This is a genomic window from Amycolatopsis nigrescens CSC17Ta-90, assembly GCF_000384315.1.
Lineage (GTDB): Bacteria > Actinomycetota > Actinomycetes > Mycobacteriales > Pseudonocardiaceae > Amycolatopsis > Amycolatopsis nigrescens.
Genome location: NZ_ARVW01000001.1, coordinates 74,357 through 92,172, shown reverse-complemented (window position 1 = coordinate 92,172; position 17,816 = coordinate 74,357). Strand labels below are relative to the sequence as shown.

Here is a 17,816-nt window from a genome sequence, read left to right as displayed (position 1 = left end):
GGGTCAACGGATCCAGTGGATCTCCTGCTCCGGCTGGTAGCGGCAGGTCGCGCCGGTGGACACGCCGGCCCGCAGGTGCGCGGCGAGCTCGGGGTGGCGCTGGTCGAGCTTGCGCAGGGTGTCGCGGATCCGTGCGGTGACGGTCTTGCGGGCGCGTTCGGCCTCGTCGCCGAGCCGCCGGTCACGCCCGGCGAGGCCGGCCGCGGCACGCAGCTCGCCGAGCAGGGCGTCCCGCTCCCGGTCGAAGGCGGCGGCGCGGCGGTCGTCGCCGAGCTCGGTGGCCCGGTCGATCTCGTCGTCCAGCCGGGTGAGGCGAGCCCGGTACCTGGCCTTGGCCTCGTCGTCGAGCACCGCGTCACCGCCCATGCCCTTGGCTGCCAGCACCAGCTCCCCGCCCTCGGGGTTGAGCAGCTGCACCGCCGGCACGTCCTTGCCCGGCACCCCGAGCAGGTAGTGCAGATCGCGCAGACCCTTGGCGTCGGGCAGGTGCACCTCGCGGCCGTCCATGGCGAGCGACCAGACCTCGCCGGTGAAGCGGAACTCGCCGCCCGGCACCGCGGAGCCCGCTCCATCCGGACTGTCCACAGTGGACGCTGCACCTTTGGTGCGGCGCACCCGCTCGGCGATGTGCCGCATACCGGTCTCGGCGCCCGCCCGCGCCACCTCGTCCAGCAGCGCCATCCCCGCGGCGGTGTCCCCGGCGGACCCGCGGGCGAGCAGCGCTTCGGCGAGGCCGGCGCGCGCCTCGATCGACCACGGCCGTGCCTGGAGCAGGTCCGCGGTTTGCTGCGCCGCGGTGAAACCCTCGACGGCCTCGTCCCAGCGTTCCTGCGCGGCGTCCAGCACGGCCAGCCACAGCGCCGCGGGCCCGGCGATGTCGCAGCCGTACAGCGACACCAGCCACTGGCCGGCGAACGGCGACAGCTCGGTGCGGGCCAGCTCGCACAGCCCCTCGTCCCGAGAGGCCGCGGCCACCTCCGCCTGGAACCTCAGCCAGAGCGGGAGGACGTCCTTCGGGTAGGGCTCGTCCTCGGCCACGGCCTCCGCGTGGTGGCGCAGCGCGGTTTCCAGGTCGCCGCGCCGCACCGCGGTGAGCGCCGCGGTCAGCTTCGGGAACGGATGCTCGTCGGTCACCGCCGCCCGCGCCAGCTCGTCCAGCTCCTCGTACCGCCCCTGCTGCAGGAGCAGCGCCCAGCGCAGATGGTGTGCCATATAGGAGAAATGGTTCCGGTCCTGGGACGGGGTCAGCTCGACGGCCCGGTCGAGTAGCTCCTCGGCGTCACCGAACCGGCCGGTCAACGCGGAGATGAGGCTCTGGTCCACGAAGGAGCCGACCCTGATCCAGGACGAGCTGGAATGCGCGGCCATCGCGATGAACGCGTGGTACGGGTTGAGAAACCGGGGATCGCCCTGCTCCAGCAGCGCCACCCAGCGCAACGAGGTCGCGAACTGCTCCAGGTCGCTGTCCGAGATGCGCCGCGCCAGCGCCGCCAGCTCCTCGGTCAGCGTTTCCCGTTCCGCGGCGGTGCCCGGTCCCCAGATCACGTCGTGCCGGGTCCACAGGTTGAACCGCAACGTCTCGTCGTCCCCGCCGCGCCGGGCCAGGATGGTGCTCTGCACGCTCAGTTCCAGCGCGAGCCCGTCCAAGGCCAGCCGGTCGGTGGCCGGCTGCTCGACCCCGGTCAGCGCGTAGTACGCCTCGCGCAACAGCTCGGCCTTGACCTGGTGCCGTTCCGCGGTCTTGCCGACCCGGTACAGGGTCAGCGCCACCCTGGCGAGCAGCTCCGGGTCGGCGAGCTCGCGGGTCAGCGCGACGGCTTCGTCGAAGGTGCGCCACGCGGATTCCACGTCCCCGTCGTGGTGCAGCTCCCGGCCGAGGTCGAGGGAGATCAGCACCCTGGTGCGCGGCTCGTCCTGGCCGACCAGCTCGAGCGCCCGGCGGTAGTGCCCGATCGCCTCTTCGAACGCGAGCCGTCCGCCGGCGTCCTTGGCCGCCGCCCGCAGATGTTTCCTGGCCACCTCCGGTTCGAGCTCGGGGCCGGCCAGGTAGGCGTGCCGGGCCAGGTCGGCGGGGAACACCCGGCCGGCCAGTGCGGGCGCGCCGTCCAGCGCGCGGACAACGGCGGCATGCCACCCGCGCGCCTCGGTCTCGTCGAGCTCCTCGTACAAGGTTTCGCGGACCAGGTCGTGCGCGAAGGCGAACCGGCCGGCACCGAGGGCGTGCACCAGCCGGACGGTGACCGCCTGGTCCAGCATCCGGTCCACCTGCGCCACCGGCGCGGCCATGGTGGCCGCGAGCACCTGGCGGTGGAACTCGCGGCCGAGCACCGCGGCTGCGGCGAGTAGCCGTCCGATCGGTCCCGGTAACGGGGAAAGCCTGCGCCGCACGGCATCCCGCACCCCTGGCGCGATCGAGCTGACCGAACCGCCGCCGCGCCACAGCCGCGCGGTCTGCTCCACGAAGAACGGGTTGCCACCGGTACGCAGATGCACCTCGGTGACCAGTTCCTCGGCCGGTTCGGCGCCGACCGTGCGCGACATCAGCGCGCCGACCGCGGCCCGGTCGAGCCCGGTCAGCGTCACCGTGGTCGCCCTGGCCGCCAGCGGTAGGAGCAGCGGCCGCAGCGGATGCTCGGCGGTTTCCACCTCCACGTCGCGGTAGGTGCCGAGGAGCAGCAGGCGTTCGAACCAGGTGTGCTGCGCGGCGAACTCCAGCAGCCTGATCGACGCGGTGTCCGCCCAGTGCAGGTCGTCCAGCCCGACCAGCACCGGACGATGCTGCGAGGCGGCGACCAGCATGGTGGTCACCGCGTCGTAGAGCTGGAAGCTCTCGGCGGCACCGGCGTCCGGCGACTCACCGAGCAAAGTGGACAGTACGGTGCCGGCGACCTCCTCGGCCGCGGCCCATTCCTCGGTGGTGACACTGCGTCGCAGCGCGCGGATCACCTGTACCCACGGCCAGTAGCCCGGCGCGCTGTCGGACTCCCAGCAGGACCCGCTGAGCACCAGCGCACCCCGCCGGCGCGCGTCCTCCATGGCCTCGGTGACCAGTGCGGTCTTGCCGATCCCGGCCTCGCCGGTGACCAGCACCAGCCCGCCGTGGCTGTCCAACGCCCGGCCGACCTCGGTGCGCAGCATCCCGGCGGGATGGTCTCGCCCGATGAGCGCAGATGTCATGTCGCGAACGCCGTTTCTGCTGGTGATTCCCCGGATTCGGACATATTACGACAGCGGTGGCGGCGAGCGGCCGCCACGCGCGGAGCCGGTAACGGCGATAACACCTCCCGGTGGGCCTATGCTGGTGGAGGTCGCCGCCGATGCCGAGTACCCCGCGCACCAGTCCGACGCGGTTGCCACCGGCGGCTCCTCAGCCAACGGACACGGCGAAAACGCAGGTCAGAGCCGGGTGCGCGACGTTGTCCTCGGAGATGTCGTTGGGCATGGATATCCTCCGGTACGGCTCGACCCGCCCGCACGCCGCAAACTGGGAGAACGACCCTGTGACTGCTTCTGCTGAGACCCTGTACGGGGCCGACGACCTCACCCATCTCGAGGGTCTGGAAGCGGTTCGGAAGCGGCCCGGCATGTACATCGGGTCCACCGACAGCCGTGGCATCAACCACCTGTTCGCCGAGATCGTGGACAACTCGACGGACGAGGGTGTGGCCGGTCACGCGAGCCGGGTCGTGGTGACCCTGCACGCGGACGGCAGCGTCCAGGTGGACGACGACGGCCGTGGCATCCCGACCGGCGTGCACGCCAAGTCCGGCCTCTCCGGGGTGGAGCTGGTGCTCACCCGGCTGCACGCCGGCGGCAAGTTCGGCGGGTCCGGCTACAAGACCTCCGGCGGCCTGCACGGGGTGGGCGCGTCCGCGGTGAACGCGCTGTCGCACCGGTTCGACGTGACGGTGAAGCACGAGGGCAAGGTGCACCAGATGTCCTTCGCGCACGGCAAGCCCGGCGTGTTCGACGGTCCTGGCCCGAAGGCGAAGTTCGCCCCGCAGTCCGGGCTGCACATCGCGGGGAAGATGAAACGCGGCGAGTCCACCGGCACCTCGATCCGCTACTGGTACGACAGCCGCTACTTCGAGACCGGCGCCGCGCTCGACGTGGAGGCCGTGCGGACCAAGATGCGCAACACCGCGTTCCTGGTGCCCGGGGTCACCTACGTGCTCCGCCAGGCGACCGAGGGCACGATCGGCGAGGAGACCTTCCACTTCCCGAACGGCCTGGCGGACATGGTCGAGTTCCTGTCCCCGACCGGCGAGAAGCCGGTCTCCGGCACGCTGCTGATCAACGGCGACGGCACCTACAAGGAGAACGCCGCCGACGAGAACGGCGTGATGAAGTCCAATGTGGAGCGCCGGGCCGAGATCGAGGTCGCGCTCCGGTGGGGCACCGGCTACGAGCGCACGGTCGAGTGCTTCACCAACACCATCCGCAACGTGCACGGCGGCACGCATCGCCGCGGCTTCGACCGCGCCGCACTGAAAGCCTTGCAGGAAGCCATTTCCAAGACCCGCGGGCTGCTCAAGCCCAAGGAGGACATGCCGACCGTCGAGGACGTGCTCGAAGGCATGACCGCGGTGATCCACGTGCGCATCCCGGAGCCGCAGTTCACCTCGCAGACCAAGGACGAGCTGTCCACCGCCGGCATCACCAAGGTGTTGCAGAACGTGGTCGAGCGGCAGCTCAAGGCGTGGACCGAGGACCGCAAGACCAAGATCGAAGCGAAGACGGTGCTGCAGAAGGTGGTCGACGCCGCGCGCGTCCGGCTGGCGCACAAGCAGCAGAAGGACGCGGCCCGCCGCAAGACCGCGCTGGAAGGCGCGGCCATGCCGCCGAAGCTGGTGGACTGCCGGACCACCGGGGTGTCCCGCAGCGAGCTGTTCCTGGTGGAGGGCGACAGCGCATTGGGCTCGGCGCGGATGGCGCGGGTGTCCGAGTACCAGGCGCTGCTTCCGTTGCGCGGCAAGATCTTGAACGTGCAGAAGGCGAGCCTCGGGGACACCCTGAAGAACGTGGAGATCGCCTCCATCGTGCAGGTGCTCGGCGCCGGGTCCGGCCGGACCTTCGAGCTGGCCACGATGCGCTACGGCCGGGTGATCCTGATGGCGGACGCGGACGTGGACGGCTCGCACATCCGGACCCTGCTGATCACCCTGTTCGCCAAGTACATGCGCCCGGTGATCGAGGACGGCAGGCTGTACGCGGCGATGCCGCCGCTGCACAAGGTGACCACCAAGGGCCGGAACCCGGAGACCGTGTTCACCTTCACCCAGCGCGAGATGGAGACCACGGTCGCCAGGCTGGAGAAGGCGGGTAAGCAGATCGTCACCCCGGTGCCGCGGTTCAAGGGCCTCGGCGAGATGGATGCGGACGAGCTGTGGGAGACCACGATGAACCCGGCGAGCCGCTCGGTCCGCCGGATCACCCTGGACGACGTCGAAGCCGCCGAGCAGGCACTGGAACTGCTGATGGGCGAGAAGGTCGAGCCACGGCGGAACTGGCTGGTCGAGTCGGCCGCGCGGGTGGACCGCGCCGCGATCGACATCTAGCCCCGAAGACTCATCGCCACGTCGCGGAGAACCAAGGAGAGCACAGAGCATGGCACGCCGAAAGGCCCCGCAGACCAGGGTCGATCCCACCGCCTTCGACCAGGCGGGCGCACAGGTCTTCGACAACTCGGTCAAGACCGAGATCGAGGACTCCTATCTGGAGTACGCCTATTCGGTCATCCACTCCCGCGCCCTGCCGGACGCCCGCGACGGCCTCAAGCCGGTGCACCGCCGCATCCTGTTCTCGATGAACGAGCAGGGTTACCGCCCCACCCACGCCTACGTGAAGTCCTCCCGCGTGGTCGGCGACTGCTTCGTCCGAGGCACCTTGGTTTCGACGCCGAGCGGCCTGCGCCCGATCGAAGAGATCGAGATCGGCGAGCGGGTGCTGGACGGGCAGGGGCAGGCCGTCCCGGTGACCGAGGTGTACGAGAACCCGGTGTCGGAGCTGGTGCGGGTGACCTGGTCGAACGGGCACACCATGCTGGTGACCCCCGGCCAGCGGTTCCGCACGGTGAACGAGGACTTCACCGTCGGCTGGACCGACGCGCGGGATCTCGCCGGTCAGCTCACCGTCGGCCACGGCAGTGGCCGCCACGACGGGTTGCGGCAGGACGGCGGGGACTTCTACCCCTACCTGCTGGGCCTGCTGGTCGCCGAGGGCTTCGCGGTGGACCGGAAACGGGAGGCCGACGGCCGGGTGCGCCTGCACATGTGCGACACCGGGCCGATCGATGCCGCGCATGGTTGGGCGATCGCGAACGACGTGACCGTTTCGCGCGGGAAACGGGAGGCGAAGAACCCGAAGCATCGTGATCAGCACATCCTCACCTTCGCCCGGCATCCCGGCCTGCTGGAGGCGACGACTCCGCTCAGTGACAAGAAGAGTGTGCCGTCCGGTGTGCTGGCGGACCGGTCCGCGTGGCTGCCGTTCCTGGCCGGTTTCTTCGACGGCGACGGTTATGTCCGGCAGAAGAACCGCGAAATCGTGCTGGTGAGCACCAGCAGCCTGCTGATCAGGCAGTTGTACGCGATGCTGGCCGACCTGGGGCTGCACGGTCACCACTGGGCCCAAGAGCATGAAGGACCCCGCAAGTCGCTGTATGGCTTGTCCGTGTCCGGAGGCGACGCCGCAGTCCTAGCCGCCGCACTGCTCCGCTGGAGCAAGATCGACTACAAACAGGACGGCCTGCGGCGAATCACCGCGAGTTCGGCGCAACAACCGCACCCTGTCGGTTCCCCGATGGCGGCGCGCCTGGATGCGTTGTCCGGTTTGGCTTTTCTGAAGGTCGAGTCGGTGGAGAAGGTCGATCCCGACACCACCTACGACATCCAGGTTGGCAGCGAGGAGCACGCCTTCGTCGCCGAAGGCTTTGTCGTGCACAACTGCATGGGCAAATACCATCCGCACGGCGATACGGCCATTTATGACGCGATGGTCCGGCTGGCTCAGGACTTTTCGCTGAACGTGCCGCTGGTCGACGGGCACGGAAATTTTGGGTCCCCAGACGATGGACCGGCGGCGAGCCGTTATACAGAAGCGAGAATGTCGCGGGAAGCGATGCTGCTGGTCGGCGAGCTGGGCGAGGAGACCGTCGATTTCCGGCCCAACTACGACGGGTCGCTGGAGGAGCCAACGGTGCTGCCGGCGGCGTTCCCGAACCTGCTGGTGAACGGGACCTCCGGGATCGCGGTCGGGATGGCCACCAACATGATCCCGCACAACCTCGGCGAGGTGATCGCCGCGGCGCGCTGGCTGATCACGCATCCCGGTGCCACGCTGGACAAGCTGATGGAGTTCGTGCCGGGGCCGGACCTGCCCACCGGCGGCATGCTGCTCGGCCTGGACGAGGTCCGCAAGGCATACGAGACCGGCCGCGGTGTGGTCCGGATGCGCGCCAAGGTGGAGACCGGGCCGCTGGAGGGCAGCCGCGGCAGGCAGGCCATCACGGTCAGCGAGTTGCCCTACGGGGTCGGCCCGGAGAAGATCATCGAGAAGATCACCGACGAGGTCAACAAGTCCAAGCGGCTGACCGGGATCGCGGACGTCAAGGACCTCACCGACCGGGAGAACGGCACGCGGCTGGTGATCGAGTGCAAGGTCGGGGTGAACCCGCAGGCACTGCTGGCCGATCTCTACCGGCTCACCCCGCTGGAACAGTCCTTCGGCATCAACAACCTGGTGCTGGTCGGCGGGCAGCCGCAGACGCTGGGCCTGAAGGCGCTGCTCGAGGTCTTCCTCGAACACCGGTACGAGGTCGTCGTGCGCCGGACCCGCTACCGGCGCCGCAAGCGCGAGGAACGCCTGCACCTAGTCGAGGGCCTGCTCAAGGCGCTGCTCAACATCGACAAGGTGATCAAGCTGATCCGGGGCAGCGAGAACGCGCAGGCCGCCAAGGAGGGCTTGATGACGCAGTTCAAGCTGTCCGAGATCCAGGCGGCCTACATCCTGGACACCCCGCTGCGGCGGCTCACCAAGTACGACAAGCTCGAACTGGAGGCGGAGCAGGACAAGCTGCGCGCCGAGATCGAGGAGCTGACGAAGATCCTGGACGACGACTCGGTGCTGAAGAAGCTCGTGTCCAGCGAACTGGCCAAGATCGCCAAGGAGTTCCCGACCGAGCGGCGCACCGCGCTGATCGACGGGGACCTCAAGGAGGTGCTGGCCGCGTCCAAGCCGGCGGGCCCGCTGGAGGTCACCGACGACCCGTGCCAGGTGATCATGTCCGCCACCGGCCTGATCGCGAGAACGGCAGCGGAGTCGGAAGAGGCGTCCGAAGCACGGCGCCGCAACGGCCGGGTCAAGCACGACGCGGTCGCGGCGGTGGCGCACTCGACCGCCCGCGGCCAGGTGCTGCTGATCACCAACCGCGGGCGCGCGTTCAAGACCGACGTGCTGCCGCTGCCGGTGCTGCCCGAACAGGCGGGCACGGTGTCGCTGCGCGGCGGGATGGCCGCGCGCGAGCTGGTTCCGCTGGAGAAGGGGGAGCGGGTGCTGGGCCTGGCGCCGCTCGGTGAGCAGGCGGCCGGTTCCCCCGGCCTCGCGCTGGGCACCCGGCACGGGGTGGTGAAGGTCTGCTCGCCGGAGTGGCCGGTCCGTTCGGACGAGTTCGAGGTGATCGGGCTCAAGGACTCCGACGAGGTGATCGGCGCGACCTGGCTGACCGATGGCACCGAGACGCTGACATTCCTGTCCAGCGAGGCGTCGCTGCTGCGGTACCCGGCGTCGCTGGTGCGGCCGCAGGGGCTCAAGAGCGGCGGGATGGCCGGGATCAACCTAAGCGGCGACGCCAAGGTGGTGTTCTTCGGCGCGGTCCGCACCGACGACGAGGAGCACGGCGAGCCGATGGTGGTGACCGCCACCGGCGTGAGCGTGAAGATGACCCCGTTCAGCGAGTATCCGGCGAAGGGCCGGGCGACCGGCGGGGTGCGCGCGCACCGGTTCCTCAAGGGCGAGACCGGGCTCGTGGTGGGCTGGATCGGGCCGCGCCCGGCCGGTGCCACCAAGACCGGCGACCCGGTGGAGCTGCCCGAGCCGGACCCGCGCCGGGACGGCTCCGGCGCGGCGCACCCCGGCCCGGACGTGGTCGGCCACCTCATCGAACGCGGCTGACCCGCATAAGGCACTAGCGGGGTTAAGCGGGTTGGGTGGGGATGCCGTGCCAGCGGGTGCGGGGGCGCAGGGTTTCGCCTTTCATCAGAAGGGAAAGCGGGCCGACCACGGCACCGGGTTCGATCTCGGTGTCGTAGAGCACCACGCTCATGTTGCCGACCGAGGCGCCGTCCCCGATCTTGAGCGCGTCGGACTTGAAGATCCGGTCCTCGAAGAGGTGGTTCTGCACCACGGCACCGTGGTTGAGCGCGGCGTAGTCGCCGATCTCGACCAGGTCGAACTCGGAGAACAGGGTGCTGCCCAGGTAGCTGCGCCGGCCGATCCGGCAGCCCATCAGGCGCAGTGGTCCCGCCGCGAACGGGGTGCCCAGCAGCGGCAGCAGCACCGGCGCCAGCACCGACTCGTAGCAGCCGTTGATCATTTCGTTGAGCCAGACGTACTTCGACCAGAGCGGTTTGATCTCCGGCCGGTAGGTGCCCATCACGGCCTTCTTCAGCACCGGCACCACCAGCGCCGCGCAGAACGCGGACGCGAAACCGAGCAGGGGAGCGACGGCCAGCATCACCGCGGTGCCGGCCTGTTCGTGCAACAGCAGCAGCGCACCGGTGGTCAGCGCGGCGGCGAACAGGAGCAGGTAGAACGGGATCAGCACGCGCAGCCCGTCGATCACCGCGCGCTGGAGGTACAGCCGGCGGGTCGGTGAGAAGGTGACCGTTTCCCCGAAGCCGCCGACCTTGACCCGGTGGGTGAGCGCGAACGACGGCGAGCCAAGCCATTCGGTGCCGTCCGGCACGCCGGCCTTGTCGGCTGGCGGGATGGACTGCACCCCGAGCAGGCAGTGGTCGCCGAGGCGGGCGCCGACCGGCACGATCGCGCCGTTGCCGACGAAGCTGCGGTGCCCGATCCGGTTGACCGCGATCTCGCAGCTGCCGCGGTGGGTCCGCCTGCCGCCGACGATGGAGCCGTCCGCGAAGAAGCTCTGCCCGGCCACGTCGATCAGCTCCGGGGCGAAGCTCCAGACGGTGGAGATCTCCGCGCCGCGCCCGATTTTCGCGCCCATCAGCCGGAGCAGCGGCGGCAGGTAGACGGTGGTGTAGACGGGCAGGAGCAGCGTCCTGGCGGTGGACATGATCCCGTCGGCGAGCCATTTCCGGAAGTACGCGCCGCTGAGCACTCCGAACGTGCCCGGTTTCACCGACGCCGACACCGCTCTTTTCAACAGCGCCAGGTAGGCGCAGAACACCACCACGTCGAGCGGGACCGAGAGCAGCGTGAACGCGGTGCCGGCGACCGGCCCGCCAGTCTGGTAGAGGAACCAGACCAGGAGCAGGAAAGCGGTGGCGGGCAAGGGAATCAGCACGACGGTGCTGAGCTGGGTGGCGAGCAGGTGGGCGAGCCCGAACAGCACCCGCCGCCGACGGCTCTGGGGTGGTGCGGCGTCTGGCAGCAGGAGTTCCGCTTCGCGCGCGGGGGAACCACGGCGGCCTTCGCCGGCGGGCACGGTGGCCGAGTCCGGCAGCAGCGTCTGGTCCTCCAGCCGCGCGTCGTCCTCCAGCCGGACGCCCAGCCCGAGCGCGGAGTGGATGCCGACGAAGCAGCGGTCGCCGATGTCCACCCGGCCGAGCCGGAGCATGCCGTCTTCGATGCGGTAGCCCAGCAGCTGGGTGCTCGCGCCGATGCTGGTGTCCGCGCCGATGGACACCAGGTCCCAGGCCGAGCAGTGCACCGTGTCCAGCGTGCAGCGCGCGCCGACCCGCGCGCCCATCAGGCGGTAGTAGAGCGGCAGCACCGGGGTTCCGCTCAGCGCGGCGACCCCGGCGAGCGCGCCGATCCGCTCGGTCAGCCACCAGCGCAGGTAGTAGGAGCCCCACAGCCGGTGCTCGCCGGGCCGATAGCGGCCGATCAGGAGCCATTTGGCGGCCACCGACAGCAGGAGCAGCGCGGGCCAGGTGAGCACGGTGACCAGCAGCAGCCAGCCGAGGAACTCGCCGGTCGACACGGTGCCCCGCACCCAGCCGAGGCCGAGCAGGAACACCGCGGCCAGCGGGATCGCCACCGGTGCGGACAGCAGGTACACCGAGCAGGCCTGGACCGCCGTGGTGAACCCGCGTTCGGCCCGGGAAGTGCCGCGGTACGCTGTTTCGGCTGCCGTGGTGCCCGGCCGGTCATCGGTCTGCTCTGGCGCTGCGGCCGGGGAGGACGGCTCAACCGACTCGAGGTGGCGGGCGAGCTGGCGGACCGTGCTGAACTGGTAGAGGTCGCGCACCGTGACGCCGAAACCGGTCTGTTCCCGTAGTTTCGTGGCGGCCCTGGCCGCGAGCAGGGAGTGGCCGCCGAGCGCGAGGAAGAAGTCGTCTTCGATCGAGCGCACCGGCATCGCGAGCACACCGCTCCACACTTCGGCGATGACCCGTTCCAGCCCGGTCTCCGGGGCCACCGGTGCCACCGAGGTCCCTGATGCCCGGACCAGCGGCGTCTCCGGGGGCGGCAGCCGTTTCCGGTCCACCTTCCCGCTGGTGGTGCGGGGCAGTTCGGTGAGCACGTCGAGAAAGCCGGGCAGCATGTACTCCGGCAGCCGGGTTTCCAGCAGGGCGAGGATCTCCGCCCGGTCCAGCGGGTGGGCCCGCGCGGTCACGTACGCCGCCAGCTCCTGCAGGCCGTCGCGTTCCACCAGTGCGACGCTCGCCGAGGCGATCCGCGGGTACTCCTGCAGCACGGACTCGATCTCGGCCAGCTCCACCCGGTAGCCCCGGATCTTGACCTGGCCGTCCAGCCTGCCGTGGAACTCGAGCTCGCCGTGCTCGTTCCAGCGGACCAGGTCGCCGGTGCGGTAGTAGCGCGTGTCGCCGGGCTCGCCGAGGTCCGCCGCGGTCAGGAACCGTTCCCTGGTGGTCTGCGGCTGGTTGAAATAGCCGCGCGCCAAGGTGTTCCCGCTGATCAGCAGTTCCCCGGCCTGGCCGGGGAGCACCGGGCGCAGCGCCTCGTCGACGATGCGCAGCCGGTAGCCGGGCAGCGGGGTGCCGATGGTGACCTGCCTGCCGGGCTCGCATTCGGCGACGGTGGTGTTGACGGTCGCCTCGGTCGGCCCGTAGACGTTGAGGATCCGCAGGTCCGGCCTGGCCCAGCGGCTCACCAGTTCCGGGCGGCAGACCTCGCCGCTGAGCACGACGGTGCGCAGGCTGGGCACGTCCGGCAGGGTGGACAGCAGGGTCGGCACCGTGGAGAAGTAGCTGATCGCGAGGTCGTTCAGGTAGCCGGCGAGCTCGTCACCGAGGCGCGGCGCGTCGCGGGTGGGCACGACCAGGGTGGAGCCGTTCGAGAAGGCCATCCAGATCTCCTCCACCGAACCGTCGAAGCCCAGTGAGAAGCCCTGGTAGACGCGGTCTTCGGCGGTGGTGCCGCAGGCTTCGTTGAACGCCCGCACGAACCGGGTGACGTGCTGGTGCTCGGTCATGACTCCTTTGGGACGGCCGGTCGTCCCGGAGGTGTAGATGACGTAGGCCAGGTCCCGCGGCGAGGCTCCGGTTTCCGTGCGACCGATGCGGGTTTCCGGCAACCGTTCGGGCGCCGGATCGTCGTCGTCCACCACGAGCAATGCAGTGCCGGCGAAGAAGTCGGCGGCGGAAGCGGCGAGTGACAATTCGGTCAAGCAGGCCGAAAGCCCCAACTCGCCGACGATGTACCTGATTCGGTCACTCGGGTAGGCGGGATCGATCGGCAGATAGGCGGCGCCCGACTTGTGGCAGGCCAGAATCGCGACTATCGGCAGTTCCGAGCGCTCGAAATAGATCGCGACGAACTTTCCCGGCCCGGCACCGTGGCGGCGCAGCAGGTGTGCGAGCCTGCTCGATCTTCGGTCGAGCTCGGCGTAGGTCAGGGAAAGGTCGCCGCACACCAGGGCGACCGCGTCCGGAGTTTTGTCCACTTGGGACTCGAAAAGCTCGTTCAGGCAGGTCTCCCAGTCGTCCGGGTCCGGTTCGCGATCGGTGCCGGCATCGATTTCCGCGCTGCGCAGACTCCGCACGGATCCTCCTTTTTTTCAGCTGGCTTCCTATTTCGCGCCAGGCGAGGAAGTTCGTCTTATGACGATAGCCCGCGGCCGAAACGGGGAAACCCGCGAAAGTTGTGGGCTGTACGGCACAGGCATCTGCGTCGTCTGTGTCATACTTCGGCGCGATCGACCGATGCTATGCCGCTATCGCGGTGACAGTGCGGAATTGATCTCCCGTCGTGTTGTAGCTTCGCCATCATGTCCGCAAAGATCGGTTTACCGGGCAAGCAACCGTATGTTTACCTTCGCCAGGAACTGGAGGAACCCGATTGGCGTCGTTTTCCGGGATGGTCGGCGGTGTCGGCGGCGGAGTGGTGTGATGCGCAGTGGCAGCGGGTGCACTGTGTGCGGAACGTCAAGCAGTTGCGGGTGTTGATGGGGGATTTGCTGGAGGAGCGGTTTTACGAGGATTTGGTGGCGGATCAGCGTGAGATGGCGACGATGTCGATGTTGTTGCCGCCGCAGATGGTGAACACGATGGCGCCGGATGCGGGGTCGGATCCGCAGAAGGTGACCGAGGCGTTCTACGCCGATCCCATCCGCCGGTACATGCTCCCGGTGCGCAGCGACCGCGACCCGGTGTGGCCGAGTCATCCGCATTCGGAGCGGGATTCGCTGCACGAGGCCGAGATGTGGGTCGCCGAGGGGCTGACTCACCGGTATCCGACCAAGGTGCTGGCCGAGCTGCTGTCCACCTGCCCCCAGTACTGCGGGCACTGCACCCGGATGGACCTCGTCGGCAACTCAACGCCCGCGGTGGCGAAACACCGGCTCACGCTCCGCCCTGCCGACCGGCAGGACCGGATGATCGACTATCTGACCCGCACGCCGGGGGTGCGGGACGTGGTCGTCTCCGGTGGTGATGTCGCGAACGTGCCGTGGCACCAGCTCGAATCGTTCCTGATGCGGCTGCTGGATCTCGACTCGATCCGCGATCTGCGGTTGGCGAGCAAGGCGCTCGCCGGGCTGCCGCAGCACTGGCTGCAACCCAAGGTGGTCGAGGGGCTGGCCAGGGTGGCTGGCACGGCCCGGCGGCGCGGGGTGAATCTGGCGATCCACACCCACGTCAACCACGCCCAGTCCGTCACCCCGCTCGTGGCCGAGGCCGCCCGTACGGCCCTGGATGTCGGCGTGCGTGATGTCCGCAACCAAGGCGTGCTCATGCGCGGCGTCAACGCCACCCCCGCACAACTGCTCGACCTCTGCTTCGCACTCCAAGGCGAAGCAGGCATCCTGCCCTACTACTTCTACATGTGCGACATGATCCCCAACGCCGAACACTGGCGCGTCGCCGTCCACGAAGCCCAAGAACTCCAACACGCCATCATGGGCTACCTCCCCGGCTACGCCACCCCCCGCATCGTCTGCGACGTCCCCTACGTCGGCAAACGCTGGGTCCACCAACTCACCGACTACAACCGCGAAAAAGGCATCTCCTACTGGACCAAAAACTACCGAACCGGTATCGAACAGGACGATTCCCACGCGCTGCACCGGCACTACCCCTACTACGACCCGATCCAGACGCTGCCCGCGTCAGGGCAGCGGTGGTGGGCCGAGCGGCACCGCTAGAGCTCGACCCGGACGCCGTACTCGGTCACCCACGCGTTGAACTCCAGCAGCCGCTCGGGGATCGAGCGCGCGGTCCACAGGCCACCGACCCGGTAGCCGCCTTCGGGGACCGCCAGCAGTTTGCGGAGGTCGGCCTCCGGCACCAGTTGCAGCACCGGCGCGTCCGCGGTGATGATGCCTTCGAGCCGGCGGCGCAGCTCCCGCTCGTATCGTGTGTCCTGTGTGGACGGATACGGGCTCTTCTTGCGGTCCAGCACCGATTTCGGCAGCAGGTCCCGGACGGCGGCGCGGAGCAGGCTCTTCTCGCGCCCGTCGAAGTTCTTCATCGACCATGGGGTGTTGAACACGTACTCCACCAGCCGGTGGTCGCAGAAGGGCACCCGGACCTCCAGGCCCGCCGCCATGCTCATCCGGTCCTTGCGGTCCAGCAGGAAGGTCTCCCAGCGGGTCAGGTTCAGGTAGCCGAGCTCGCGCATCCTGGCCTCGTGGCCGGTCTCGCCGTCGAGCCTGGGCACCTCGGCCAGCGCTTCGGCGTAGCGCTGTTCGACGTAGCCGGTCAGGTCCAGCCGGTCCCACAGCCCGATCAGCCGCAGGGTGTCGATGCCGCCACCGCCCCGGAACGGGCTGTGCCAAGGAAAACAGGCCGTCTTGACCGCGTCCGGCTCGTGGAACCAGGTGTAGCCGCCGAAGAGCTCGTCGGCCGCCTCGCCGGAAAGTGCCACCTTGACCTGCTTGCGCAGTTCCTTGCACAGCAGGTACAGCGAGTACTCCATGTCCCCGGTGGAGATCGGCAGGTCCTGCGCGCGCAGCACCGCCCGGCGCACCTCGGTGTCCAGCAGGTCGGCGTTGTCCAGCAGCACGGTGACGTGCTCCGCGCCGGTGAACGCGGCCACCTCGACCGCGAACGGGGTGTCCGGGTCCTCCCACTGGATGTTGGGCCGGAACCGCGAACCGTGCCCGGAGAAGTCGACCGAGAACGCGCGCAGCGGATCCGGGGCGCCCTGCTCGGTCAGCTTCTGCATGGCCAGTGCGGTGACCGCGCTCGAGTCGAGCCCGCCGGAGAGCAGCGTGCCCACCGGCACGTCCGCGAACAGCTGACGCTCGATGATGTCCTCGAGCAGCTCGCGCACGGTGCCGATGGTGGTCGCGAGGTCGTCGGTGTGCTCCCGGGCGACGAGCCGCCAGTACCGGGTCTCGCGCAGGCCACGTCGGGAGACCCGCACCATGGTGCCGGGCCGGACCTGGTGCATGCCGCGGAAAACGGCGTGCCCCGGGGTCTGCACCACGCTGAAGATCTCGCGCAGCCCGTCCGCGTCCACCACCGCCGGCGCCTGCGGGTGGGCGAGGATGGCCTTGGGCTCGGAGCCGAACAGCACCCCGTCCTCGGTGGGGTAGTAGTACAGCGGTTTCACGCCCATCCGGTCGCGCACGAGGAGCAGCTCCTCTTCGCGCACGTCCCAGATCGCGAAGGCGTACATGCCGTTGAAGCGTTCGGCGCAGCGTTCGCCCCATTCCAAATAGGACCGCAGCACCACCTCGGTGTCGCTTTCGGTGCGGAACCGGTGGCCGCGGCCGCGCAGCTCGGCACGCAGCTCCCGGAAGTTGTAGATCTCGCCGGTGTAGACGAGCACCGCGGCGGGATTATCGGTGCCGAGAGTGCCGGTGCCCGCGACCATCGGCTGGTGCCCGCCGTCGAGGTCGATGATCGACAACCGGCGGTGCGCGAGCGCGGCGTGCGGGGAAGTCCAGCTGCCCTCGTCGTCCGGCCCGCGGCAGGCCATGGTGGCGTTCATCGCGGCGAGGGTGTCCTGGTGGCGGGTCAGGTCGTGGCGGAAACCGACCCAGCCGGTCATTCCGCACATGGTGTGCCCGCCTGTGCCGGGTGGACCCGCAGCACGACCCTGGTGCCGCCCGGTTCGCCTCGCTCCAGCCGCCGGTGCGCTTCGACCGCTTCGCTCAACGGCAGGGTTTCCACCTTTCTCGGGCGCAGCAGCCCGGCGCTGAGCAGGCGGTTGATGGCGCGGGCCGCCTCGGCGAGCTCGGTGCTGGTGGCGTTGGAGATGGCGAAGCCGAGGATCGACCGATCCTGCGTGTAGAGCGGCCCGGCCGGCAGCACCGGCCGGGAACCCGCCCCGGCGAGCAGCACGATCCGGCCGCGGAAGGCGAGCAGCCCGACCGCCTGCTCCAGGTCGTTGCGGCCGGAGGTGTCCACCAGCGCGTCGATCCCGCGCGGGCAGAGCTGCCGGACGTGCTGGGGGAGTTCGGGATCGTGGTAGTCCAGCACTTCGGCTGCACCGAGGGCACGGCAGTACGGCGCGTCCCCGGCGCTCGCGGTGGCGATCACCCGCGCGCCTGCCTCGGCGGCCAGCACGACCAGTGCCCCGCCGACGTTCCCGGCGGCACCGCCGATCAGCACGGTGTCGCCGGCGCGCACCCGGCCGTGGGTGAACAGGGCCAGGTAGGCGGTGGCCGCCGGATGCACCATCGCCACCGCCTCCACCGGCGGGACCCCGGCCGGCAGGGGATACAGCCGGTCAGCGGGGACCACGGCCTGCTCGGCGGCGGCGCCCTGGCGGCCGCCGTGCCCGAGGCTGTTGGCCCACACCGGGTCGCCGGGGGAGAAGCCGGGGGCGCCGGGACCGGCCGAGACCACCGTGCCGGTCAGGTCCCGGCCGATCACGAACGGGAAGTCGACCGCGGTCTGGAAGGTCCCGGAGCGGACGAAGGTGTCCACCGGGTTGACCGTGGTGAAGGCGACGTCGACCAGCACGTCGGTGGGACCCGGCCGCGGCGCGGGCAGGTCGCCGTAGCGGATGTTCCCTGGCGGGCCGAGGTGTTCGACGTAGGCGGCACGCATGACGGGAATTCTCGCAGTGGCGCGACTGGAAGTAGATGAATCACCGGCGGATACGTCACGTTCACGCATTCGTAGTAGCCGCTCCGGGATTACCGTCCGGCGGCATTCGCTTCAGAGGGTAACTTGACGTACCCAGCTGGTCACTTTTGACCTGGGCGGGGGCCG

At 69.6% G+C, this 17,816-nt stretch carries 7 protein-coding genes; 3 read left to right on the top strand and 4 right to left on the bottom strand.

The genetic code is table 11. The annotated features are described in order from the left end of the window. Positions 1 to 3: 3 nt before the first annotated feature. Positions 4 to 3,177 (bottom strand): ATP-binding protein, encoded by a 3,174-nt coding sequence (locus AMYNI_RS0100400; RefSeq protein ID WP_084628170.1) that lies wholly within the window; start codon positions 3,175 to 3,177, stop codon positions 4 to 6. A gap of 323 nt (positions 3,178 to 3,500) precedes the next feature. Between AMYNI_RS0100400 and AMYNI_RS0100395 the strand changes: the two genes are divergently transcribed. Together AMYNI_RS0100395 and AMYNI_RS47695 are read left to right on the top strand one after the other, a co-directional pair. Continuing rightward, positions 3,501 to 5,558 carry a DNA gyrase/topoisomerase IV subunit B gene (locus AMYNI_RS0100395; RefSeq protein WP_026359895.1) on the top strand — a complete coding sequence of 686 codons (2,058 nt, stop codon included), beginning with the start codon at positions 3,501 to 3,503 and terminating at the stop codon, positions 5,556 to 5,558. A gap of 49 nt (positions 5,559 to 5,607) precedes the next feature. Then, positions 5,608 to 9,171 (top strand): DNA topoisomerase (ATP-hydrolyzing), encoded by a 3,564-nt coding sequence (locus tag AMYNI_RS47695; RefSeq protein WP_020665971.1) that lies wholly within the window; start codon positions 5,608 to 5,610, stop codon positions 9,169 to 9,171. A gap of 22 nt (positions 9,172 to 9,193) precedes the next feature. On the opposite strand, the gene AMYNI_RS0100385 is transcribed toward AMYNI_RS47695, so the two are convergent. Then, the gene (locus tag AMYNI_RS0100385; RefSeq protein ID WP_020665970.1) at positions 9,194 to 13,195 is read right to left on the bottom strand and encodes a Pls/PosA family non-ribosomal peptide synthetase; all 4,002 of its coding nucleotides are present in this window, start codon (positions 13,193 to 13,195) and stop codon (positions 9,194 to 9,196) included. Between the two features lie 225 nt (positions 13,196 to 13,420). On the opposite strand from AMYNI_RS0100385, the gene AMYNI_RS0100380 reads away from it, so the two are divergent. Next, positions 13,421 to 14,794, top strand: coding sequence for a KamA family radical SAM protein (locus AMYNI_RS0100380; protein ID WP_026359894.1), 1,374 nt, complete (start codon positions 13,421 to 13,423; stop codon positions 14,792 to 14,794). Here the strand turns inward: AMYNI_RS0100380 and asnB are convergent. After that, entirely contained in the window at positions 14,791 to 16,647 is a 1,857-nt protein-coding gene (asnB, locus tag AMYNI_RS0100375) for an asparagine synthase (glutamine-hydrolyzing) (RefSeq protein ID WP_020665968.1), read from the bottom strand. The two genes, AMYNI_RS0100380 and asnB, sit on opposite strands and share 4 nt — an antisense overlap. Continuing rightward, complete coding sequence (locus tag AMYNI_RS0100370) at positions 16,644 to 17,651, bottom strand: NADPH:quinone reductase (protein WP_020665967.1); 1,008 nt, start codon at positions 17,649 to 17,651, stop codon at positions 16,644 to 16,646. Before AMYNI_RS0100370 ends, asnB begins: the two co-directional genes overlap by 4 nt. Between the last annotated feature and the right edge of the window lie 165 nt (positions 17,652 to 17,816).

Coding starts and splice junctions, on each gene's coding strand:
- AMYNI_RS0100400 (WP_084628170.1), bottom strand. CDS start 3,177: ATGACATCTGCGCTCATCGGGCGAGACCATCCCGCCGGGATGCTGCGC.
- AMYNI_RS47695 (WP_020665971.1), top strand. CDS start 5,608: ATGGCACGCCGAAAGGCCCCGCAGACCAGGGTCGATCCCACCGCCTTC.
- AMYNI_RS0100370 (WP_020665967.1), bottom strand. CDS start 17,651: ATGCGTGCCGCCTACGTCGAACACCTCGGCCCGCCAGGGAACATCCGC.
- asnB (WP_020665968.1), bottom strand. CDS start 16,647: ATGACCGGCTGGGTCGGTTTCCGCCACGACCTGACCCGCCACCAGGAC.
- AMYNI_RS0100380 (WP_026359894.1), top strand. CDS start 13,421: ATGTCCGCAAAGATCGGTTTACCGGGCAAGCAACCGTATGTTTACCTT.